Below are 21,754 nucleotides of genomic sequence, written 5' to 3' on the forward strand. Positions count from 1 at the left end.
CTGTCGCCTTTGGCGACATCTCCCCCTCTGTCGTCTTTGGCGACATCTCCCCCTCTGTCGCCTTTGGCGACATCTCCCCCTCAAGAGACCCTCAAGGAAGAGATTCGCCAGTCTGTTGGTTGTAACGAAACCTTCATCGTTTCGAGATGTGCCTGAAACATTGAGGCTGGACCTTGGCGGCGACGTTCAACGCCATCCAGGAGACAGCCATGAACAAGATTTCGATGACCCGGCGCGCCTTCGTCACGTCCGTGAGCGCCGCCGGTCTCGTCGGCGTATCGGGCCTCGCGCTTCCCTATTATTCGCGCGCCAATCAGCGGCCCGCCTTCACCCATGGCATCCAGTCGGGCGATGTCGACGCAACCAGCGGCGTGGTGTGGACTCGCACCGACCGCCCTTCGCGCGTGATGTTCGAAGTGTCGTCAACGGAAAATTTCGCCAACGCCGTCCGTCTTGCGCCGCTCGATACGTCGCCGGCCAGCGATTACACGGTAAAGCGGCTGCTCACCGATCTCGCCTCCGACCAGGACATCTTCTACCGCATGATCGCGGCCGATCTCGCCGACATCAACGCCGTCTCCGAGCCGATCGTCGGCCGCTTCCGCACGGCGCCGGCCTCGAAGCGCGACATTCGCTTCGCCTGGTCGGGCGATACCGCCGGCCAGGGCTGGGGCATCGACGACACCGGCATGAAGACCTATGCCACGATCGGCAAGCATACGCCCGACTTCTTCCTGCATTCCGGCGACACCATCTATGCCGACGGCCCGATGAAGGACGAGGTCGACCTTTCCGGTGGCAGCAAGTGGAAGAACAGCGTCCTGATCGACGAAAAGCGCAAGGTTGCCGAGACGCTGGACGAGTACCGGGGTCAGTGGAAATACAACATGATGGACAGGAACGTGTTGGGGCTCAACGCCATCTGCCCGACCTTTTACCAGTGGGACGACCACGAGGTGGTGAACAACTGGTCGGATTCGAAGGACCTGAGCGCCGACGACCGCTACTCGGAAAAAAACATCCATGTGCTGGCGGCACGCGCGGCACGCGCCTTCCACGAGATGACGACGATCCGCTACGAGCCGTCGGAACCGGGCCGCGTCTATCGCAAGATCGCCTACGGGCCGCTGCTCGACGTGTTCTTCCTCGACATGCGTTCCTATCGCGGCTCCAATGGTCCTGGCATGCAGGATACGGTGACGCCGCAATCGCGCATCCTCGGCGAACAGCAGATGAAATGGCTGAAGCGCGAACTGGCAAACTCCAACGCGACCTGGAAAATCATCGCCGCCGACATGCCGCTCGGTCTCGTCGTCTGGAACGACGCCACCAAGAAAGCCGGCGCCGAAGCCATCAGCAATGGCGACAATGGTCCGGCCAAAGGCCGCGAGTTGGAGATTGCCGACCTCCTTCGCTATATTAAGAATGCTGGCATCACCAACACCGTCTGGCTTACCGCTGACGTGCACTACACGGCGGCGCACTACTACAATCCTGATAAGGCGCAGTTTCAGGACTTCAATCCGTTCTGGGAGTTCGTTTCGGGTCCGCTTCACGCCGGCACCTATGGACCCAATGATTTCGACATGACCTTCGGCCCGGAGCTGAAATTCATCAAGGCGCCAACCGCCGAGCAGGGGCAGAACCTGCCACCCTCGGCTGGCCTGCAGTTCTTCGGCCTTGTCGACATCGATGGCGCCACTGAACAGATGACGGTGCGGCTGATGGATCGCGACGACAATGAACTCTACAAGGTCACGCTCGATCCGATACAGTCGGCGTGAAGGCGTCGAAGCGTCGCATGGGCGGGAACCGGTGGACGGAGGGGCACGACGGAGTGATTAGAACGGCTTCATTCAGCGCCGTTGCATTCTTCCGGAGATCTGCTGCGCCCTGGGATGACAGCCGCCGTCGGCGATCGTCAGTCCGGATAGCAAACGGTCGGAATTTGGGGCCACACAGCGCTGTCGCAGTTGGCGGCCGCCTGCCTCTGCTTGAAGGCGGCGCTAACCGGCCCGGTCACCACCGGGTCGACGCCATCGGGAGCATCGGCAAATAACTGGTCCGCCGTTCGTGTGTCGGACGGCGGGACAGGCCGCGTTTCCTTCGACGTCGCGGCCGACTGTGCCGCGCCTGCCGCGAGGAGAACGGCGAGGGCACCCCATGCGAGGATTGGCCGGTATCTGGTGCCCGTGTTGCTCATGAAATTTGAACTGTCCCGACCGCGAAAGGTTCCGCTTTGGTTAATAATTCCATTTCACACCAAGACGCTTAAGATTTGGTGACCATGTATTTGGTGGCACGCCTCCTCTTTCGCAACTGCGAAAAACCCTGTATGAGCCGCCCAACCGAAAGAGGCAGCGCCTTTTGGCCTGCTGCCTGCAACACTCCCGAGACCACAACATGAAAATTCGTAATATCGCGATCATCGCGCACGTCGACCATGGAAAAACCACCCTCGTCGACCAGCTCCTGAAACAGTCCGGCTCGTTCCGCGACAACCAGCGCGTCGCCGAACGCGCCATGGATTCGAACGACTTGGAAAAGGAGCGCGGCATTACCATCCTGGCCAAGGCGACCTCGGTCGACTGGAAGGACACCCGCATCAACATCGTCGACACCCCCGGCCACGCCGATTTCGGCGGCGAAGTCGAGCGCATTCTGTCGATGGTGGATTCGGCCATCGTGCTGGTCGACGCCGCCGAAGGGCCGATGCCACAGACCAAATTCGTCGTCGGCAAGGCGCTCAAGGTCGGATTGAAGCCGATCGTCGTCATCAACAAGATCGACCGGCCGGACGCCCGCCACGTTGAGGTGGTCAACGAAGTGTTCGACCTGTTTGCAGCGCTTGACGCGACCGACGAGCAGCTCGACTTCCCGATCCTTTACGGCTCGGGCCGCGACGGCTGGGTCTCGGAAAACCCCGAAGGTCCGAAGGACCAGGGCCTGGCGCCGCTGTTCGACCTCGTCATCAAGCATGTGCCGGCGCCGACCGTCCATCCCGGCCCGTTCCGGATGATCGGCACCATTCTGGAGGCCAATCCGTTCCTCGGCCGCATCATCACCGGCCGCATCGAATCCGGCACACTGAAATCCAACCAGGCGGTTAAGGTTCTGCATCATGACGGTACCCAGGTCGAAACCGGCCGCATCTCGAAGATCCTGGCTTTCCGCGGGCTCGAGCGCCAGCCGATCGACGAAGCGCAGGCGGGCGACATCGTCGCCATCGCCGGCCTGTCGAAGGGCACCGTCGCCGACACGTTCTGCGACCCATCGGTGACCGAACCGCTGCATGCGCAGCCGATCGATCCGCCGACCGTGACGATGTCGTTCCTCGTCAACGATAGCCCGCTGGCCGGGACCGAGGGCGACAAGGTGACCAGCCGCGTCATTCGCGACCGCCTGCTGCGCGAGGCCGAAGGCAATGTGGCTCTGAAGATCGAGGAGTCGCCGGACAAGGATTCGTTCTTCGTCTCCGGCCGCGGCGAATTGCAGCTTGCCGTGCTGATCGAGACGATGCGCCGCGAAGGTTTTGAGATCGCCGTGTCGCGACCGCGCGTCGTGATGCAGCAGGGTGACAACGGCGAATTGCTGGAGCCGGTCGAGGAAGTCGTTATCGACGTCGACGAGGAGCATGCCGGCGTCGTCGTGCAGAAGATGTCGGAGCGCAAGGCCGAGATGGTCGAGTTGCGCCCCTCAGGCGGCAACCGCCAGCGCATCGTCTTCCACGCGCCGACGCGCGGCCTGATCGGCTACCAGTCGGAACTGTTGACCGACACGCGCGGCACCGCTGTCATGAACCGGCTGTTCCATGCCTACGAGCCTTACAAGGGTGAGCTGCCGGGCCGCACCAACGGCGTGCTGATCTCCAATGAGCAGGGTGAATCAGTGGCTTATGCCATGTGGAACCTGGAAGACCGCGGTCCGATGGTCATCGATCCCGGCGTCAAGGTCTATCAGGGCATGATCATCGGCATCCATTCGCGCGACAACGACCTCGAAGTGAACGTGCTGAAGGGCAAGAAGCTGACCAACATCCGCGCCGCCGGCAAGGACGAGGCGGTGAAGCTGACGCCGCCGATTCGCATGACGCTGGAACGCGCGCTGGCCTGGATCCAGGACGACGAACTGGTCGAGGTGACGCCGAAGACCATCCGCCTGCGCAAGCTCTATCTCGACCCGAACGAGCGCAAGCGTTTTGAGAAGGCGGCGAAAGTGGTCGGCGCGGCCTAAGGGCAATACCGCGCAATGAGCGGCAAACTCGTCACGGCTGTCATATACGACAATCGGCCCAAGGCCGAAGTTTGCGTTTCGATGCTCGAAGCGTATGGGATCTATGCCCTCGCGGACTCATATGACCGACAGCAGGCTCGGCCTGATCCATGTGCAAGTCGTTGACAGTGATGTCGAAGCGGCCAAGGGTTTGATTGGCTCGGTCCCCCAAGAGGGCGACTGACCCCTGGTCGCAGTTGTCTCGCCTTATCCACCTGCAGCCGAGATGATGGCTTCTCGGTCGGGCTCACCGACGAGATCGATGCGGATCACCATCCCCGCTCGAGGCGGCTTGCGCAAAGCTTTGGCCCGGTCCGGACCAACGACCAGCAATCGCTTCTCTTCCCAGGCCTGAAGCCGCGATCGCGAGATGCCGAGTTCGCTGGCGAGCAACCGGTCTAGCCGCAGCGCTGTCGGCGTTTCGAGCCCGAGTTGGAGTTCGAGAGCGGTGGTGTTTTCCGGCCTGTCGCCGAGCACCTCCTTGTGAATGGCGGCTTCAGGAAACTCCTCGACGCGCCCGATCCTGCTGCGCAGTGCGGCAACATCGAAGGCATGGCGACGCGCCAGGGCCGGGTCGTTGCTTTCGAGCGCCTGCAGCAACGCAGGCTCGATGTCGCGGCGGTTGCACCGCTCCACAATGCCGAAATTCCAGGAATTGTCGCAACCGACGCATCGGTAGATCAGCCACGCATCGATGCGTTTGGCGTTGGCGTTGACGCGGAATTTCCCACTGCTGTGGTAAGCCTTGAGGCCGTTGCAGCGGTTGCAATTGATCAGAGGTCGAGGTGCGGTTTTGGGCGCGATCGCCCAGCGGATAAGCAGTATCGAAGACATGCCGAGAAGCCCTTCCCGTCGGGAAGTTCGTCAGATCGGCGATGTCGAGATGCCCATGTGGGCCACGGCGTGGCGAGAGGCTGCGGTGGTCGGAAATCAGGTGTCGCGGGTGGTGAAACGCAACAACGGTTCAGCAGTGCCAAACCGGTCTCGAACCGCCACCCTGAGGAACACATGTATGAAGCAGACGTCGCGAAAACGGCGCCATGCATTGTGTCGGGGGAGTTGACGAGACCGGCGGTTACGTAGGCAAAGTGAAGCTCGAAAATGTGTCGGGACGGAACTTCTAGCCGCGAGAAGTTTGGCCGGCAAGGCTCTTCTCGGTGAGCGCTACCGTTGCCCGGCCAGTTGGGCTAGTCTTGCGTAAGAGCCAACGCCCGAAAACAGAGATATCGGTCATGCACTTCACATCGCTTCTGATCTTCGCCGCCGCCCTTTTCGTCGCCGCCGGCTCGCCCGGCCCCTCGATTGCCGCTCTGGTGGCGCGGGTCATCGCAAAAGGCTTTCGCGATGTGTTTCCGTTCCTGCTCGCCATGTGGATCGGCGAGGGTATCTGGCTGTCGCTGGCGGTGTTTGGGCTGGCGGTGGTGGCGCAGACCTTCCATCTCGCCTTTGTCGTGCTGAAGTGGGTCGGCGTCGCCTATCTCGCCTACCTCGCCTGGAAGATGTGGACGGCGCCGGTCGAGGCGCGCGAGGGCGAGATGCCGCGCGAAGAGTCGGCCGTCAAACTGTTCTTTGCCGGCATGGCGGTGACGCTCGGCAATCCCAAGATCATGATGTTCTATCTGGCGCTGCTGCCGACCATCATCGATCTCGCCTCGGTGACGATCGTCGGCTGGGTCGAGCTGACGGCGACCATGGCCGTGGTTCTGGTCGCCATCGATCTGGCCTGGGTGCTTGCCGCAGCGCAGGCGCGAAAACTGCTGAAGAGCAAGCGGGCGATGAAGATCGCCAACCGCGTCAGCGCCGGCACCATGGCCGGCGCTGCGGCGGCGATCGCGGCGCGGTCCTGAGCATGATCACGAAAAGTGGAAACCGGTTTTCGGAAAGATCATGCTCAACCAAGCTACGCGTCAGCCCATTTCGATGATGGGGGCGATCTCGATGCTGAAAGCCGGGTCCTTCAGGATAGGACAATCCTTGGCCTTGCTGACGGCATCGTCAATGTCTTTCGCCTCGATGATTGTATAACCGGCGGTTGGATTGCTGCCGCCATTGTTCTCGACCTTGCCGCCGGGCAGCACCGTCTTCGACATGCCGACCGGATTGCCGCCGTCGACTACGGCCGAGCCAAGCTTGCCGTACCAGCCATTCCAGGCCTCCATCGCCGCTTTCCGTTCGGCCTCCTCGGTCGGCATCTTGCCCGAGCCATGATAGACGTAGAGAAATTTCGCCATGGTCTCCTCCTTGATCCAGCGGCATCGAACCGGCATGCGGTCGCGCCGCATTGCGATCATCGGACCAAAACGGCGAACACGCAACGAGAATGCGCGGCAGCTAATATAAAGATCATCACCGCGCCATCGCATGGTATTCATCGTTCGGCCGCATGTCGATTGCCGCCGCCACCCGGTTCGACATGTTGAAGAAGGCGGCGGTCGAGGCGATGTCCCAGATATCGCGATCCGAAAAGCCGGCCTGACGCAGCGCTGCACGATCGGCCTTGACGATCTTGTCCGGCTGCTCGGTCAGCTTCACCGCGAATTCAAGCATCGCCTTCTGTCTCGCGGAAAGATCGGCGGCGCGGAAGTTCATCACCATGATCTCGCCAAAGGCCGGGTCGCCGGAAAGCTGGCGCACCGCCGCGCCATGGGCGGCGAGGCAATAATAGCAATGATTGATGGAGGAGACGGCGACCGCGATCATCTCGCGCTCCAGCTTGGACAGGCCGGATTGGCCCAGCATCAGATCGTTGTACATATCGGTGAAGGCACGCAGCTTCGTCTCGTCGAAAGCGTAGGCCAAAAGCACATTGGGAACGATGCCGAGCTTCTCCTCGCATTTGGCGAAATAGGCCTTCGTCGCTTCGCTCAGTTCCGCGGGCGCGAGGTCAAGTGCGGTGATCTTGTCTTTCATGGCGGATTTTCTCCTCATTTTCGGTGACCCACCGGCGAATCCCGACATTTCGTCGCAAGCGGTCAAACCTTTGTCGCCAAATATGGGTCATCTGCTACCATAGTCGCAAAACATATGACGGGAGGGATTAGCGACATGGCCGGCCTGAAATCTGCAAGCCAGTTGAAAAAGATCAGCACGGCCAAAGGCAGCGAGAAACCCGGCAGGCTTGCCGATTACCTGCTGGCCCGTGCGCCGGCCGAAGATGTCGCCGCCTATGAGGTGACCGCCCTCGAACGCGCCGCCGATCTCGCCGGACGCGCCGTCGCCAGGCACAAGAAAGGCGATTGCCTCGTCGCCATAGAGGTCGATTCCGGTGTCGTCCGCCAAGGCAGGCCGATGACGGTGATCACCGTTGTCAACGACAACATGCCATTCCTGTTCGATTCCGTCCTCGGCGAGATCACCGAGAGCGCCGGCGAACCGCTGCTGGTCACCCACCCGGTCATCGTCGTCAGGCACGGCAAGAGCGGCGTCGACGAGATCCTCGGCGATGGCGGCTTTGCCAAGGGCGATCACAGTCATGAGCGGCTGAGCGTCATTCACGTCCATATCGCCCGTCTTTCGGCCGATCAGGCCGACGCATTGGCCGAGCGGTTGAAGAAAATATTAGGCCAGGTGCGCGCCGCTGTCACCGACTGGAAGCCGATGCTGGCCCGCCTCGACCAGGCAATCTCCGAGTTCCGTTACGCTCCGGTGCCGCTCGACAAGGCCCACGTCGCTGAGGCGATCGCCTTCCTCGAATGGCTACGCGACGACAACTTCACCTTCCTCGGCATGCGCGAGTTCAAATATACCGGCGGCGAGAAGAGCGGCATGCTGGAGCGCACCGAAAAGCCCGGCCTCGGCATCCTCTCCGATCCGGACGTGCTGGTGCTGCGGCGCGGCACCGAAGCGGTGTCGACGACGCCGGAAATCCGCGCCTTCCTGCACGGGCCGGAACCGCTGATCGTCACCAAGGCCAACGCCAAATCGACCGTGCATCGCCGCATCTATCTCGATTACATCGGCGTCAAGACCTACACCGCCAAGGGCGTGCTCGCCGGCGAACTGCGCATTGTCGGCCTGTTCACCTCGACTGCCTACACGCGCTCGGTGATGAAGATCCCTTATCTCAGGTCGAAAGCCGAAACCATCATCGCCAAATCCGGTTTCAACCCTGAAGATCACTCCGGCAAGGCACTGATCAACGTGCTGGAGAGCTATCCGCGCGACGAGTTGTTCCAGGTTCCGGTGCCGATCCTGCGCAAGCACGCCGAAGCCATTTTGGGGCTGATCGAGCGGCCGCGCGTCAGAGCGCTGGTGCGCGCCGATCAGTTCGACCGCTTCGTCTCGATCCTCGTCTTCGTGCCGCGCGACCGCTACGACAGCGTCGTACGCGAGAAGATCGGCACCTATCTGAAGACGGTGTTCCAAGGCCGGCTGTCGGCCTACTACCCCGCCTTTCCGGAAGGCGGGCTGGCGCGTGTCCACTTCATCATCGGCCGTTCCGGCGGCAGGACGCCGAAGATCGACCAGGCGACGATCGAGGCAGCGATCCGCGCCATCGTGCGGACCTGGGACGACATTCTGCGGGAGACCGCGGCCGAGAGCGGCGCCGATGCGGCGCTCACGGCGATCGCCTCGCGCTTCTCGGGAAGCTATCGCGACAGCTTCTCGCCGGCGGAGGCGTTGGCCGATGCCGGGCGCATCGCCAGGATCAGTGCGGCTAACCCGATCGCCATCGACTACTACCGTCATGTCAACCAGGAACCGCATCAGGCGGCGCTGAAGATCTATCACCATGGCAGCCCGGTGGCGCTGTCGCGGCGGGTGCCGGTGCTGGAGAACATCGGTTTCCGCGTGATCAGCGAGCGCACCTTCGAGGTCGGGGACGAGGCTTCCGGCATGGTCTTCATCCACGACATGGAGCTCGAAAACAGCTACGGCAAGCCGATCGACCTTGCCGACCGCGGCGCGCTGTTCGAGGACGCGTTCCTTTCCGTCTGGCGCGGCGAGATCGACAATGACGGCTATAACGGCCTTGCCCAGACCGCCGGCCTGTGGTCGAGCGAGGTCACCATCCTGCGCGCCTATGGCCGCTATCTGCAGCAGGCCGGGATCCCGCAGAGCCAGGATTTCATTGCCGCCGCACTCAACCGCTATCCGGAGATAGCGCGTGGCCTGCATGAGCTGTTCGTCGCCCGCCTCGGACCGACGGCGGAGACGGAAGGGGTGGTCGCGGCCAAGCACCTCAAGGCCAAGATCAGGGATGCGTTGGAAGAGGTTCCCAACATCGATGACGACACCATCATCCGTCGTTACCTCAACCTGATCGAAGCCTCGCTACGCACCAATCATTTCGTTCCCGATACGAAGGAGAAGGGCCAGTCGCTGGCGATCAAGCTCGACTCGCAGGCGGTTGACGGTCTGCCGGCGCCGCGGCCGTGGCGGGAGATCTTTGTCTACGGTTCCGAGGTCGAGGGCGTGCATCTGCGCTTCGGCCCGGTCGCCCGCGGCGGCCTGCGCTGGTCGGACCGCGCCCAGGACTACCGCACCGAAGTGCTCGGCCTGGTCAAGGCGCAGCAGGTCAAGAATGCGGTGATCGTGCCGGTCGGCGCCAAGGGCGGTTTCTATCCGAAGAAGCTGCCGATGGGCAGCGGCCGCGACGCCATCTTCGAAGCCGGCGCGTCCGCCTACAAGAACTACGTCTCCAGCCTGTTGTCGATCACTGACAATATCGGCCTGGACGGCGTCATTCCGCCAGCCGATGTGACCAGGCGTGACCAGGATGATCCCTACTTCGTCGTCGCCGCCGACAAAGGCACGGCGACTTTCTCCGACACCGCCAACGCCATCAGCGAGAAGCATGGCTTCTGGCTCGACGACGCCTTCGCCAGCGGCGGCTCGGCCGGCTACGACCATAAGAAGATGGGCATCACCGCCAAGGGCGCCTGGGAAGCAGTCAAGCGGCATTTCCGCGAGATGAACCGCGATATCCAGGCCACACCCTTCACCGTCGTCGGCGTCGGCGACATGTCGGGCGACGTGTTCGGCAACGGCATGCTGCTGTCCGAGCAGACCCGGCTTATCGCCGCCTTCGACCATCGCGACATCTTCATCGATCCCGCTCCAGACATGGCGGCTTCGATGGCCGAGCGCCGGCGCATGTTCGCCCTCGCCCGTTCGAGCTGGCAGGACTACGACAAGACAAAACTGTCCGAAGGCGGCGTCATCGTCTCGCGCAGCCAGAAGTCGATCACGCTGCCGCCGGCCGCGGCCGCGGCGATCGGCCTCGGCAAGACGACCGCCTCGCCGGTCGAGATCATGAATGCCATCCTCAAGGCGCCGGTCGACCTTTTATGGTTCGGCGGCATCGGCACGTATCTGAGGGCATCGACGGAAACCAACCAGGACGTCGGCGATCGCGCCAACGATGCCATCCGGGTGACCGCGCTCGAAGTGCGCGCCAAGGTCATCGGCGAGGGCGCCAATCTCGGCGCGACGCAGCGGGCCCGCATCGAGTTCGGGCTGAATGGCGGGCGCTGCAATTCCGACGCCATCGACAATTCGGGCGGCGTCAACTGCTCCGATGTCGAGGTCAACATCAAGATCGCGCTGGCTTCCGCCATGCGCAAGGGGGCGCTGACCCGCCCAGCGCGCAACAAGCTTCTCGCCGAGATGACCGACGATGTGAGCGCGCTGGTGCTGTCCAACAATTACGAGCAGACGCTGGCGCTGTCCCTTGCCCGCAAGCGCGGCCTTGCCGATATCGCCCATCAGAGCCGTTTCATGGCAGCGCTCGAGGCGCGCGGCCTGCTCGACCGCACTGTCGAAGCTCTGCCGTCGCCGGCAGCCCTTGCCGAGCGCGAGGCGCGCGGCGAGCCGTTGACCAGGGCCGAGCTCGGCGTGCTGTTGGCCTATGCCAAGATCGCGTTGTTTTCCGACATCGTCGCCAGCGACGTGCCGGACGATTCGCATTTCGACCGTGACCTGATGGGCTATTTTCCGGACCGTATGGCGAAGAAATACGCGGCCGAGATCCATGGCCATCGCCTGCGCCGCGAAATCATCGCCCGTGTCGTCGCCAACGATCTGGTCAATCGCGGCGGACCATCCTTCGTCAACAGGCTGCAGGAAGCGACCGGTCGCAGCGCGGCCGACGTGGTCCGGACCTTCGCCGTGGTGCGCGACGGGTTTGGGTTGCCGGCGCTCTATCGCCAGATCGATGCACTCGACAACCAGATCGACGGACAGGTGCAGCTCGACCTTTATCAAGCTGTTAGCCGGCTCACTTATGTGGCCAGCGGCTGGTATCTCAAGAACGATACCAGCACCGCACCGCTCGGCCAGCGGATCGCCGAGTTGCAGGACGCGCGCAAGGCACTGGAGCCGAACCTCGTTTCGCTGCTGCCGGCCTTCTCGCGCGAGCGGATCGAGGAGCGGCGGCATGGTCTGTCCAAGGGCGGCGCGCCCGAAAAACTGGCAGAACAGCTGGCGCTGACCGATGTGGCGGGCGTCGTCCCTGACATCGCGCTGACGGCCCGAACGGCGAACGCCGACATCGTCGTCGCTGCGAAGGCGTTTTTCGCGGTCAGCGATGCCTTCCGCATTCCGCGCGTCGAGGATGCGGCGCGCTCGATCGCGCCGTCCGACTACTACGACCAATTGGCGCTGTCCCGCGCCACCGACACGATCGGCGCGGCCAGGCGCGGCATCGCGGTGGCGGCGCTCACCGGCCACGCCAAGGCGGCGGATCCGGTGACGGCGTGGCTGGAGGCCGGCGGCGAGAGGGTCGGGCGCATCCGCGAGCGGCTGCAGGCGCTGACCGAGGGCGGCGACATCACCGTGTCGCGGCTGTCGGTGGCATCGGGGCTGATCAGCGACCTGACGGTGCTGTGAGAAGCCTTCCAAATCGCGCGCGATTGCCGGCAGGAACTGCGCTATAGAGCGAAGCGGTTCCCCGCTTCGGGGCACCGTTTCGTGGGAGGGGATATGGCCGAAATAGCAGTGCAGCGGACGTCGAGACGCGGCATCTGGGGGTGGATGCTGTTCGACTGGGCGGCGCAGCCGTTTTTCACGGTCATCACCACCTTTATCTTCGGACCCTATTTCGTCTCGCGCATGGCGAGCGATCCGGAAACTGGACAGGCGGCCTGGGGTTACGGCATCGCCGCGGCTGGATTTGCTATCGCCATTTTGTCGCCGGTCCTCGGCTCGATCGCCGACCAGACCGGCCCACGAAAGCCGTGGATCGCGCTCTTCGCCGCGATCAAGATCATCAGTCTTTGCCTTCTGTGGTTCGCTGCTCCCGGTTCGAACCTTTTCCTGGTCGTGCTGTTCTTCTCCCTGGCCTCGGTCGCGGCGGAATTCTCGACCGTCTTCAACGATTCGATGATGCCGCGTCTGGTGCCGAAGAGCGAAATCGGCCGAATCTCGAATATGGCATGGGGCCTTGGCTATCTCGGCGGCATGATCGCGCTGATCTTTGTCGTCGCCTTCATGGCCAGTTCGCCGGAAACCGGCAAGACGATCGTCGGCCTCGACCCGGTCCTCAGGCTCGACCCGAAATTCGGCGAGGACGCACGGGCGACCGGACCCCTGTCGGCGGCATGGTATTTCCTGTTCATCCTGCCAATGTTCTTTTTCACACCGGATGCGGCGAAGGGCATTCCCCTTGGCCCGGCGGTGCGCGAGGGGCTGTCGGAATTGAAATCGACGCTGGGCGAAATACGCAAGCGCAGCGGCATCTTCCGCTTTCTCGTCGCCCGCATGATCTATCAGGATGGCGTCAATGCGTTGCTTGCCCTGGGCGGTGCCTTTGCGGCGGCGATGTTCCACTGGTCGATCACCGAGATCGGCCTGTTCGGCATCATCCTCAACGTCGTCGCCATCGTCGGCTGCCTGGTTGCCGCACGCCTCGACGTGGCGCTCGGCTCCAAGACCATAGTGATGATTTCGCTTGTCTTGCTCAGCATTGCCACGATCGGCATCGTCTCGACCGGGCCGGGTTACACGCTGTTCGGTGCCTGGATGATGCCCGGAGCCGATAGCGGGTTGTTCGGTACACCCGCCGAAAAAGCCTACATCTTTTTCGGTCTGCTGATCGGGCTTGCCTTTGGGCCGGTGCAGGCATCGTCGCGCTCCTACATGGCGCGCAGCGTCACCGCTGCCGAATCGGGCCGCTATTTCGGCATCTATGCGCTGGCCGGACGGGCGACCAGTTTTGCTGCGCCATTCATGGTGGCCACGATCACCTTAGCCAGCGGCTCGTCGCGGCTAGGCATGGCGGCAATCGTGCTGTTCCTCGGCGTCGGCCTGGCGATCCTGGTCCGCACGCCTTATCCAGCGGACCAGCCGGCAGAGTGAACTGCTCTTCCAGTTCTCCCGTGGGAGAAGGGTGGATCGGCGCGATAGCGCCGAGACGGATGAGGGGTGCTGGAAGAAACGAGACGTGAAAACATCGAGGGATTTGAATCGTTTACGTCTTCATCGTGGCGATCCTGCCAACACCCCTCATCCGACCGAGCTTCGCTCGGCCTCCTTCTTCCGCAAGGGGAGAAGGAGGGGTGCTCAATGCCTGAAATGCCTCACGCCGGTAAACACCATAGCGATGCCGTGGGCGTCGGCGGCGGCGATGACATCGTCGTCGCGCATCGAGCCACCCGGCTGGATGACGGCGGTAGCGCCGGCTTCGATCGCAGACAGCAGCCCGTCGGCAAACGGGAAAAAGGCATCCGAAGCGACGACAGAATTTTTGGTCAGCGGCTCGGCCAGGCCGGCAGCTTCGGCCGCGTCGAGCGCCTTGCGCGCGGCGATGCGCGAGGAATCGACCCGGCTCATCTGGCCGGCGCCGATGCCGACGGTGGCACCGTCTCTGACATAGATAATGGCATTCGACTTGACGTGCTTTGCGATGCGAAAGGCGAATTTGAGATCGGCCATCTCGGCCGGCGTCGGCGCGCGCCTGGTCACCACTTTCAGGTCGAGGTCATCGACCACCGCATTGTCGCGGCCCTGGACGAGCAACCCGCCGGAAACGGATTTCACGGTGGAGCCGGCCGCGCGCGGATCGGGCAGGCCGCCGGTGACAAGCAAGCGCAGATTCTTCTTGGCGGCGACGATGCCGATTGCTTCTTCCGAGGCGCCCGGCGCGATGATGACCTCGGTGAAGGTTTTGACGATCTCTTCGGCGGCCTCGGCATCGAGGGTACGGTTCATCGCGACAATGCCGCCAAAAGCCGAGACAGGGTCGCAGGCAAATGCCTTGGCGTAGGCCGCCTTCAGCGAAGCGCCCTCGGCGACGCCGCACGGGTTGGCGTGCTTGATGATGGCGACAGTGGCGGAGCGGCCTGGATCGAACTCGCCGACCAGTTCGAAGGCGGCGTCGGTGTCGTTGATGTTGTTGTAGGAAAGCTGCTTGCCCTGAAGCTGGCGCGCCGTCGCGACGCCCGGCCGCTTATCGCCATCGACGTAGAAGCCGGCACTCTGGTGCGGGTTTTCGCCGTAGCGCATCACCTGGTCCAGCCTGCCGCCGAAGGCGCGCCAGGTGGGATGCTCGACCTCCAGCGCTTCGGCGAACCAGCCGGAGATCGCCGCATCATAGCTGGCGGTGCGGGCGAAAGCCTTGGCCGCCAGTTTCTTGCGGAAATCCAGCGAGAGCGAGCCGAAATTCATCTCCAGTGCGTTGAGCACCGAGGCATAGTCCTCGGGGTCAGTGACGATGGCGACATAGGCGTGGTTCTTGGCCGAGGCGCGGATCATCGCCGGGCCGCCTATGTCGATGTTCTCGACGATCGAGGCGTAAGCCGCGCTGGAGCGGCGGACATCCTCGAAGGGATAGAGATTGGAGACGACGAGATCGATCGGCTCAATGCCATGATCGCGCATCGCCGCGGCGTGTTCGGGATCGTCGCGCACGCCGAGCAGCGCGCCGTGCACGGACGGATGCAGCGTCTTGACGCGGCCGTCCATGATCTCGGGAAAGCCGGTAAGGTCGGAGACGTCGCGAACGGCCATGCCCGCCTCGGCGATCGCCTTTGCCGTGCCGCCGGTGGAGACCAGCTCGACGCCGGCCGCGGCCAGAGCCCTGGCGAAATCGATGAGCCCGGTCTTGTCGAAGACGGAGAGCAGCGCGCGGCGAACGGGAACGAGGTCAGGCGCGGGAATGTTCTTGGCGGCGACGGCCATGGGCTGGCGGCCTTTCACGGCTGGTTGGGAAAGTGTCCGCGCGCCGTAGCACATGGCGACCGGAAATCAAGCCGTTAGAGCGACGTGCGTTCACTTGGACGCACAGAGTACGCTCTAACACTTTTCGGCCTACGCATCGTACTTTCCGAAAATCGTTCCAATTTTCAGGCCGATGCGTTACAGCATCCTTTGCTCCAGGCCTGGATCATTCGCTCCGCTGCCACCTGCAGTCTCAGCTTTTTGCAGGATGACCGGCGATGGCCGTTCGCGTCAGTTGCCAATGGACTTCGGAAACCTCCGATGCCTTGAAGGCCAGCACGATCTGCCGGCTGCGGCGCGGGCCGCCAAGACCGGCGAAATAAATCGATTCCTCGACCTCGGGGGCTACCTCGGTGCAGGTGAACACCCATGTGTCGGCCTGTTCGGCGGTCAGCACCAGGCGGCAGTGCTCGTCCTGGAGCAGGCCTATGTCGGGATGGATGTGGAAGCGTACGGTGACGAAATCGCGGCCGTTGTTGCGGATCGCCGCGCCGCCCCGCCGCAGAAGGCGATCCCTGCCGGCGAGCACATTGCCGTTCGTCGACAATTTCAGTTCGCGCTCATGCAGGAAGCCGAAGCGCGCGACATAGCCGTCGTGGCGAGCCAGAAAACCCTGGCTGCCTTGCTGGTCGGTGCGCTTGCAAAGCACATGCTGCGGGCCGCCGATCAACGGCGTGCCGAGCAGATCGTTGACGCGCAGCGAGTGGCTGAAACGCGCCGACGAGGTGTCGTTGATGGTGGCGGTCGAATGGGCGGCCGTGGCGCGGGCAAGCGGCCGGAATTCGGCGGCGCCATAGGTATCGACGCCGGCGTTGACGACATAGTGGCGGCGGCCGGAAGACAGCTCGAAGGCCAGGCATCCGGCGTGCGCCGCGTTGGAAACATCGATAGGCGGTGGCGGGCCGGTATCGGCGATCACGGTGACGCCGCCGATGGAGAGGCGCTCGTAGCCCGAATGCGGTGCGTGCAGCAACGGCGCGCCGGCGGTGTCGTCGTGGCGCAGAATGGTGGCGATGCGGTCGTGGATGGTCGCGCCCATGCCGTTGAAGCGCGCGAGGCTGCCGTCCTGGTGGCGAAAGAAGCGAAGCGCCGGCAGCATACGGTCGATGGCGCCCATCAGCGCCGCCGGCGGCGTTTCGGCTTGATTGGCATAGGTCTGGCGCAGCGGCAGAAGATCGGCGAGCGTTTCAAGAACGGCCATCGGATTGCGGGAAATATGACCGCCATCCGGCAGAATCTGACGGTCGAGCTCCTCGGCGAGGTTGCGTGTCGCACCACGCAGCGCCGATGGCGGTGCCGGCAGTGACAGAGCGGCGAAGGCAAGCGCGATGCGGGCGCGCAGCCTGTCCTTGCCGTCCGGCATTTCGCGTGCCATCGCCCTGAGATAGCGGATCTGCATGGCCAGCGATTTCAGGAAGGCGCGGTAGAAGGGAAATTCAGCGCCTTGCAGCACCACCGAGGAATGCTGCAGCCAGGCAATGACTCGCTTGGCCGTCGTGCCGGGCTCCCAGGCGACACCGGAAATGTTGCTGCCATGGATAGTGATCCAGTCGGAGACCAGCGCGCGGGCATTGGCTGCGGCAAGCTCAGTGCCGGCGGCGCGCATATGGCGCAGCCAGCGAAAACCGTGCAGCGCCTTTTGCCAGCCGGGATTGGGCACGGCAATCTGGAAGGGCGACTTGCCGCCGGTCTCGACCAGATGCCCCGACAGCGGATAGCGGCCATAATAGATCTCGAGCGCGATCTGTGGGTCGGCCAGGCGCAGGTCCGGCGGAGCGATCAACACCCGTTCCGGCGTGCGGCCGGAGTAGCGCCAGCGATGGAGCGGCCCGGCACGCAGGCGCCGGCGCGTCTTGCGCCAGAACTCCTTCGCGACAAGCGTCAACAGACGCGTCGTGCTGCCGGCGGCGATCGCCAAAAGCCCTCCTCATACCCCTCAACCCGAAGACAAGTTATATGCTTCAAGAACTTATGCGAAGGCGAATTCCATGGAGGCCTTGGCGTTCAGCCTGTTTTCCGCAGGATTCTTCCTAAAATACTCGACAAATTGTCAGCATTAGCCGGCTCTGCGAAAGCGGGCGGCGAAGAAGCCGTCCAGGCCGGACCGTTCCGGTGAGCCGAGCTCCAGATCGGCGGGCGTGGTGCGCAGCGTGCCTTGCGGCGTCAGGAACGGATCAATGCCGGCGATCTCGCCCGGGCGGAGCGGATCGTCGACGATGTCCGCCGTCCCGGCGAGGAAGGCGCGGTAAAGCGCCTCGCCTTCGAGCGGGTCAAGCGAACAGTTGGAAAAGACGATGCGGCCGCCGGGCTTGACCAGGGTGACGGCTCGGGCGAGCAGCCTTCGCTGCAGATCGGCGAGTTTTTCGATGTCGGCCGCTGTCTTCGTCCAGGGCACGTCGGGATGCCGCCGCACCGTGCCGGTCGAAGAGCACGGTGCATCGAGGAGAACGGCGTCGAACAGTTGTTCCGGCTCATATTTGAGCAGATCGGCCTGGACGATCTCTGCGGACAGACCAAGCCGTTCGAGATTCTGCGATAGCCGCGCCAACCGGTTCTTCGAGATATCGACGGCGGTTACATTGGCGCCGCCGAGAATGAGCTGAGCGGTCTTGCCGCCGGGGGCGGCGCAGAGGTCGGCGACGCGCAAACCCTTGATGTCGCCGAAGAGCCGGGCTGGAAGGCTTGCGGCGGCATCCTGAACCCACCAGGCGCCGTCTTCGAAGCCCGGCAATTCGGTGAAGGAGGCGCTGAGCTTTTCCACTCGCACCGTGCCGGTCGGCAGCACGATGCCGCCGAGCCGCTCGGCCCACAGCGCGGGGTCGGACTTGATGGTGAAGTCGACTGGTGCCTCGTGCCGGTGAGCGGCGAGAATTTGCCTGGCCTTGTCGACGCCATAGGCGGCTCTCAGCCGGTCGGAAAACCACTTCGGCGCTTCGTCGGTGGCGGCAAGCGCTGCAGCCAACTCGGCCTGCTTGGACCGCGCCAGCGTGCGCAGCACGCCGTTGACGAGACCGGAGAAGCGCACTGTGCGCGGATCGGATTTGGCGTGGGTCACGGCAAGGTCGACGGCGGCGCTGTCGGGAATGTCGAGGAACAGTATCTGTGCCGCTGCTACATGCAGAATGTGCGAAAGCGCGGTGGCGTTGGGCGGCAGCGGCTTTTCCAGGCGACGGGCCAGCAACCCTGATATGGTCATGCGGAAGCGCAGCGCAGTAACCAGTATGGCGCGCACCAGCGCTCGATCACGCAGGTCGAGCGCCTTGTATTGCGGATGGCCGTTCTCATGGTCGGTCAGTCCGTCTAGCGGCGTCCTCGCATCGATGACGGCGGCAAGCAGCCGTGCCGCCGCCTTGCGCGCGGCGAGACCAGCGACGGGCTCGTCGGGGCTCGCTGCATTATTTTCATGATCGCCTGAAATTCGGTGCCGGCGTTTCGCTTCGCTCACGACCACGGACCCTTGGGTCCGGTCGGATTGCGGCCCCAGGGATTGGATTTCGGCCTGGCCGGTTCAGTCGACTGCTCAGGCTGCTCGGCAGCCCTCTCCCACGGACCCGACGGACGCTGCCCGTCCGCCTGCCGCGGCATCGGGGCCTGCCGCTGAGCGGGGGCGGATGCCATATCCCGCGCCATCGCCTGCAGCGCCGCGACGCGGTTGTCGGTGCTCGGGTGGGTGGAAAACAGGCTATCCATGCGCTCGCCGGAAAGAGGATTGATGATGAAGAGGTGGGCGGTCGCCGGATTGCGCTCGGCATCCGGGTTGCGGATGCGTTCGGCGCCGCGGGCGATCTTGTCAAGGGCCGAGGCAAGCCAAAGCGGCTGTCCACAGATCTCGGCGCCGCGCCGGTCGGCTTCGTATTCGCGGGTGCGGCTGACCGCCATCTGCACGATCATCGCGGCAAAGGGCGCCACGATCATCGCCACCAGCACGCCAATAATGCCAAAGGAATTGTTGTTGTCGCGGTTGCCGCCGAAAAAGAAGGCGAAATTGCCGAGCATCGAGATCGCGCCGGCGAGCGTGGCGACGATTGTCATGGTCAGCGTGTCGCGGTGCTGCACATGGGCGAGCTCGTGCGCCATGACAGCCGCGACCTCCTCATGCGACAGTTGCTGCAACAGTCCGGTGGTGGCGGCGACCGCGGCATTCTGCGGGTTGCGACCGGTGGCGAAAGCGTTGGGCTGCGGGTTGTCGATCAGATAGGTTTTCGGCATCGGTAGGCCGGCCTGTCTGGCGAGGCTCTGCACGATGGCGTAATATTCCGGCGCGTTCCTTTCGTCGACCTCGACAGCGCGGTTCATCGACAGCACCATCTTGTCGGCGTTCCAATAGCTGAACAGGTTCATAGCGGCGGCAATCAGCAAGGCGATCACCATGCCGCCCGACCCGCCGATCAGATAGCCGACGCCCATGAACAGCGCCGTCATCGCTGCCAAAAGCATAGCGGTGCGAAGTGTGTTCATTGTCTGCTCCGTTTCTGCCGGCGCTGCGGAAAAATGGTCGATCCTTGTCGGCTCATCGCTATATGATGGGAAACGTGTGGCCCTGTTTCAATCCGCCGGGAAATCGCATGATCGACGAAACCAGTAAAACAGGCGAAGCCAGCAATACAAACGCCGATCCCGGTTACGGCGCGCCGCAAAAGACGCTGACGCCGGCAGCCCGCCGCGCATTGGCGGAGGCGGAAGCACGGCGCGAACGCTATCGCCAGCAGGAAGCCGCGGTGCCGAAGGAGATCGGCGGCCGTGGCGGCAAGGAACCGGGCCGTTATGGTGACTGGGAGGTCAAGGGCCTGACCAGCGATTTTTAGGCACGACAGGATACCGGAGGGTCAGCAGACCTCGGCGGTGCTCTCCGGCTCAATGGCGATCCAGCCGCGGTCGTCGACAGCAATGCCGATCGCGTCATAACCGGCGATCGCAGCATGCGGCGTTTGCAACGGATGCTGGTGCGTGGCGCTGATCACCACGACCGCAGCACCTGCGGCCTCGGCCGCCGATATGCCGGCGGGCGCATCTTCGAAAACGAGACAGTCGCGCGCATCGACGCCCAGCCGCTCGGCCGCCAGCTGGAAGCAATCGGGGGCCGGTTTGCCGTGGGAAACGTCCTCGGCCGCGACAAGGATGGCGGGAAGCGGGATGCCAGCGGCCGCAATGCGCAGGAGAGCCAGCTCGCGCGGCGCGGATGTGACGATGGCCCAGCGCTCGGGCGGCAGCGACGCCAGAAACGCCGCGGCGCCGGCGATCGGATGGATGCCGTCGATATCGGCCGCCTCTGCCTGCAGAAGCGCATCGGCCTCGCGCATTGGTTCGACGCCTGGAAGCGCCAGCCGAGCGATGGTCTCGATCGCCCGCACGCCGTGAATCGTCGGCAGGAATGCGGCAACGTCGAGACCTTGCCGGCGTGCCCAATCCGCCCAGACCCTTTCTGCGGCGGCAATCGAATTGACCACCGTGCCGTCCATGTCGAACAGGAAGGCTGCGAATTTCTTGCCTGCGAACATCTGCTATCCCGGGAGGTTGTTTCGGAGGGACCAAAAGTCTGTCGATCGACCGTAACGTCCCGTCGGCTGCATGGGAAGGCGCGAGATCGCCTTTTCGACAATACCAGGGAACCACGGCGAGCCGTCTCGCGTTGATCAAACCGCCTTCCACGATGCTCAAAAGCGGGGGAACCGCGATGCTGATTCGGCTCGGCTACGAAATCGCCATCGACTGTGCTGAAGCCACCCCGGTGATTTCGCTGCTCGAGATCCACAAGGAGCGCCAGGCCGACATCAAGCGTCAGACGCGCGTGCTGACCTCGCCTTCCGTCCCAACCCGGCTCTATCACGATCTCTATGGTAACACCTGCCGGCGCTTCACGGCGCCGGGCGGCGGCTTTCGCATTCTTTACGATGCCGTCGTCGAGGACAGCGGCGACACCGACGAGGTCAACCCGCTGGCCAGGCAAGTGCCGGTGGCGGAGTTGCCCGACGACGTGCTCTGCTATCTGCTCGGCAGTCGCTATTGCGAAACCGATCATCTCAGCGATCTGGCCTGGCAGGTTTTCGGGCCTGTTCCATCCGGCTGGGCGCGGGTGCAGGCGATCGTCGACTATGTCCACAACCGCCTGTCGTTCGGTTACGGCTATGCGCGCTCGACCCGCACGGCGGCGCAGGCGCATGAAGAGCGCGTCGGCGTCTGCCGCGACTTCGCTCATCTGGCGATCACGCTCTGCCGCTGCATGAACATCCCTGCCCGCTACGTGAACGGCTATCTCGGCGACATCGGCGTACCGGTCGACCCGGCACCGATGGATTTTTCGGCGTGGCTGGAAGTGTTCCTCGAC

The 21,754-nt window shown here is 63.5% G+C and carries 16 protein-coding genes; 7 read left to right on the forward strand and 9 right to left on the reverse strand.

Annotated elements, in window-relative coordinates:
• The first annotated feature begins 209 nt into the window (after window positions 1–209).
• Complete coding sequence (locus EOA85_RS06145) at window positions 210–1,784, forward strand: alkaline phosphatase (RefSeq protein WP_127208737.1); 1,575 nt, start codon at window positions 210–212, stop codon at window positions 1,782–1,784.
• 137 nt (window positions 1,785–1,921) lie between these two features.
• On the opposite strand, the gene EOA85_RS06150 is transcribed toward EOA85_RS06145, so the two are convergent.
• Window positions 1,922–2,203, reverse strand: coding sequence for a hypothetical protein (locus tag EOA85_RS06150; RefSeq protein ID WP_127208738.1), 282 nt, complete (start codon window positions 2,201–2,203; stop codon window positions 1,922–1,924).
• A gap of 200 nt (window positions 2,204–2,403) precedes the next feature.
• Here EOA85_RS06150 and typA point away from each other — a divergent pair, with 200 nt between their 5' ends.
• On the forward strand, window positions 2,404–4,233 hold the full coding sequence (typA, locus tag EOA85_RS06155; protein ID WP_127208739.1) for a translational GTPase TypA: 1,830 nt from the start codon (window positions 2,404–2,406) through the stop codon (window positions 4,231–4,233).
• A 246-nt stretch (window positions 4,234–4,479) separates the two neighbouring features.
• Here the strand turns inward: typA and EOA85_RS06160 are convergent, their stop codons facing one another.
• A complete protein-coding gene (locus tag EOA85_RS06160; protein WP_127208740.1) occupies window positions 4,480–5,106 on the reverse strand; it encodes a DUF1062 domain-containing protein in 627 nt (208 codons plus the stop codon).
• A gap of 398 nt (window positions 5,107–5,504) precedes the next feature.
• Between EOA85_RS06160 and EOA85_RS06165 the strand changes: the two genes are divergently transcribed.
• Entirely contained in the window at window positions 5,505–6,119 is a 615-nt protein-coding gene (locus EOA85_RS06165) for a LysE family translocator (RefSeq protein ID WP_065011166.1), read from the forward strand.
• Window positions 6,120–6,179: 60 nt separating this feature from the next.
• Here EOA85_RS06165 and EOA85_RS06170 read toward each other — a convergent pair whose 3' ends face one another.
• Both EOA85_RS06170 and EOA85_RS06175 read right to left on the reverse strand, forming a co-directional pair.
• Complete coding sequence (locus EOA85_RS06170) at window positions 6,180–6,503, reverse strand: YciI family protein (protein ID WP_065011323.1); 324 nt, start codon at window positions 6,501–6,503, stop codon at window positions 6,180–6,182.
• 115 nt (window positions 6,504–6,618) lie between these two features.
• Complete coding sequence (locus EOA85_RS06175) at window positions 6,619–7,182, reverse strand: peroxidase-related enzyme (RefSeq protein ID WP_095518127.1); 564 nt, start codon at window positions 7,180–7,182, stop codon at window positions 6,619–6,621.
• A 135-nt stretch (window positions 7,183–7,317) separates the two neighbouring features.
• Here EOA85_RS06175 and EOA85_RS06180 point away from each other — a divergent pair, with 135 nt between their 5' ends.
• On the forward strand, window positions 7,318–12,102 hold the full coding sequence (locus tag EOA85_RS06180) for an NAD-glutamate dehydrogenase (protein ID WP_127208741.1): 4,785 nt from the start codon (window positions 7,318–7,320) through the stop codon (window positions 12,100–12,102).
• 93 nt (window positions 12,103–12,195) lie between these two features.
• The gene (locus EOA85_RS06185; RefSeq protein WP_127208742.1) at window positions 12,196–13,569 is read left to right on the forward strand and encodes an MFS transporter; all 1,374 of its coding nucleotides are present in this window, start codon (window positions 12,196–12,198) and stop codon (window positions 13,567–13,569) included.
• Window positions 13,570–13,773: 204 nt separating this feature from the next.
• On the opposite strand, the gene purH is transcribed toward EOA85_RS06185, so the two are convergent.
• From purH to htpX, 4 genes are all read right to left on the reverse strand, one after another.
• Window positions 13,774–15,390, reverse strand: coding sequence for a bifunctional phosphoribosylaminoimidazolecarboxamide formyltransferase/IMP cyclohydrolase (gene purH / locus EOA85_RS06190; RefSeq protein WP_127208743.1), 1,617 nt, complete (start codon window positions 15,388–15,390; stop codon window positions 13,774–13,776).
• A 232-nt stretch (window positions 15,391–15,622) separates the two neighbouring features.
• Complete coding sequence (locus tag EOA85_RS06195) at window positions 15,623–17,347, reverse strand: heparinase II/III family protein (protein ID WP_127208744.1); 1,725 nt, start codon at window positions 17,345–17,347, stop codon at window positions 15,623–15,625.
• A gap of 138 nt (window positions 17,348–17,485) precedes the next feature.
• Window positions 17,486–18,880: an RsmB/NOP family class I SAM-dependent RNA methyltransferase gene (locus EOA85_RS06200; RefSeq protein WP_164759506.1), complete on the reverse strand. Its 1,395-nt coding sequence runs from the start codon at window positions 18,878–18,880 to the stop codon at window positions 17,486–17,488.
• Window positions 18,871–19,887 carry a zinc metalloprotease HtpX gene (gene htpX / locus EOA85_RS06205; protein WP_127208746.1) on the reverse strand — a complete coding sequence of 339 codons (1,017 nt, stop codon included), beginning with the start codon at window positions 19,885–19,887 and terminating at the stop codon, window positions 18,871–18,873. Before htpX ends, EOA85_RS06200 begins: the two co-directional genes overlap by 10 nt.
• A 107-nt stretch (window positions 19,888–19,994) precedes the next feature.
• Here htpX and EOA85_RS06210 point away from each other — a divergent pair, with 107 nt between their 5' ends.
• Window positions 19,995–20,234 carry a DUF1674 domain-containing protein gene (locus EOA85_RS06210; protein WP_065011324.1) on the forward strand — a complete coding sequence of 80 codons (240 nt, stop codon included), beginning with the start codon at window positions 19,995–19,997 and terminating at the stop codon, window positions 20,232–20,234.
• A gap of 21 nt (window positions 20,235–20,255) precedes the next feature.
• Here the strand turns inward: EOA85_RS06210 and EOA85_RS06215 are convergent, their stop codons facing one another.
• Window positions 20,256–20,927, reverse strand: coding sequence for an HAD-IA family hydrolase (locus EOA85_RS06215; RefSeq protein WP_065011173.1), 672 nt, complete (start codon window positions 20,925–20,927; stop codon window positions 20,256–20,258).
• A gap of 176 nt (window positions 20,928–21,103) precedes the next feature.
• On the opposite strand from EOA85_RS06215, the gene EOA85_RS06220 reads away from it, so the two are divergent.
• Window positions 21,104–21,754 (forward strand): transglutaminase family protein (locus EOA85_RS06220; protein WP_164759507.1); only part of this gene is annotated, 651 nt, incomplete at its 3' end.

It is taken from the genome of Mesorhizobium sp. M5C.F.Ca.IN.020.29.1.1, from assembly GCF_003997375.1.
GTDB lineage: Bacteria > Pseudomonadota > Alphaproteobacteria > Rhizobiales > Rhizobiaceae > Mesorhizobium > Mesorhizobium wenxiniae.

Excerpts from the sequence above, each read along its gene's own strand:
- EOA85_RS06210 (WP_065011324.1), top strand. The coding sequence starts at position 19,995 with ATGATCGACGAAACCAGTAAAACAGGCGAAGCCAGCAATACAAACGCC.
- EOA85_RS06170 (WP_065011323.1), bottom strand. The coding sequence starts at position 6,503 with ATGGCGAAATTTCTCTACGTCTATCATGGCTCGGGCAAGATGCCGACC.
- purH (WP_127208743.1), bottom strand. The coding sequence starts at position 15,390 with ATGGCCGTCGCCGCCAAGAACATTCCCGCGCCTGACCTCGTTCCCGTT.
- EOA85_RS06150 (WP_127208738.1), bottom strand. The coding sequence starts at position 2,203 with ATGAGCAACACGGGCACCAGATACCGGCCAATCCTCGCATGGGGTGCC.
- EOA85_RS06175 (WP_095518127.1), bottom strand. The coding sequence starts at position 7,182 with ATGAAAGACAAGATCACCGCACTTGACCTCGCGCCCGCGGAACTGAGC.
- EOA85_RS06165 (WP_065011166.1), top strand. The coding sequence starts at position 5,505 with ATGCACTTCACATCGCTTCTGATCTTCGCCGCCGCCCTTTTCGTCGCC.
- EOA85_RS06185 (WP_127208742.1), top strand. The coding sequence starts at position 12,196 with ATGGCCGAAATAGCAGTGCAGCGGACGTCGAGACGCGGCATCTGGGGG.
- EOA85_RS06180 (WP_127208741.1), top strand. The coding sequence starts at position 7,318 with ATGGCCGGCCTGAAATCTGCAAGCCAGTTGAAAAAGATCAGCACGGCC.
- typA (WP_127208739.1), top strand. The coding sequence starts at position 2,404 with ATGAAAATTCGTAATATCGCGATCATCGCGCACGTCGACCATGGAAAA.
- EOA85_RS06145 (WP_127208737.1), top strand. The coding sequence starts at position 210 with ATGAACAAGATTTCGATGACCCGGCGCGCCTTCGTCACGTCCGTGAGC.
- htpX (WP_127208746.1), bottom strand. The coding sequence starts at position 19,887 with ATGAACACACTTCGCACCGCTATGCTTTTGGCAGCGATGACGGCGCTG.
- EOA85_RS06160 (WP_127208740.1), bottom strand. The coding sequence starts at position 5,106 with ATGTCTTCGATACTGCTTATCCGCTGGGCGATCGCGCCCAAAACCGCA.
- EOA85_RS06215 (WP_065011173.1), bottom strand. The coding sequence starts at position 20,927 with ATGTTCGCAGGCAAGAAATTCGCAGCCTTCCTGTTCGACATGGACGGC.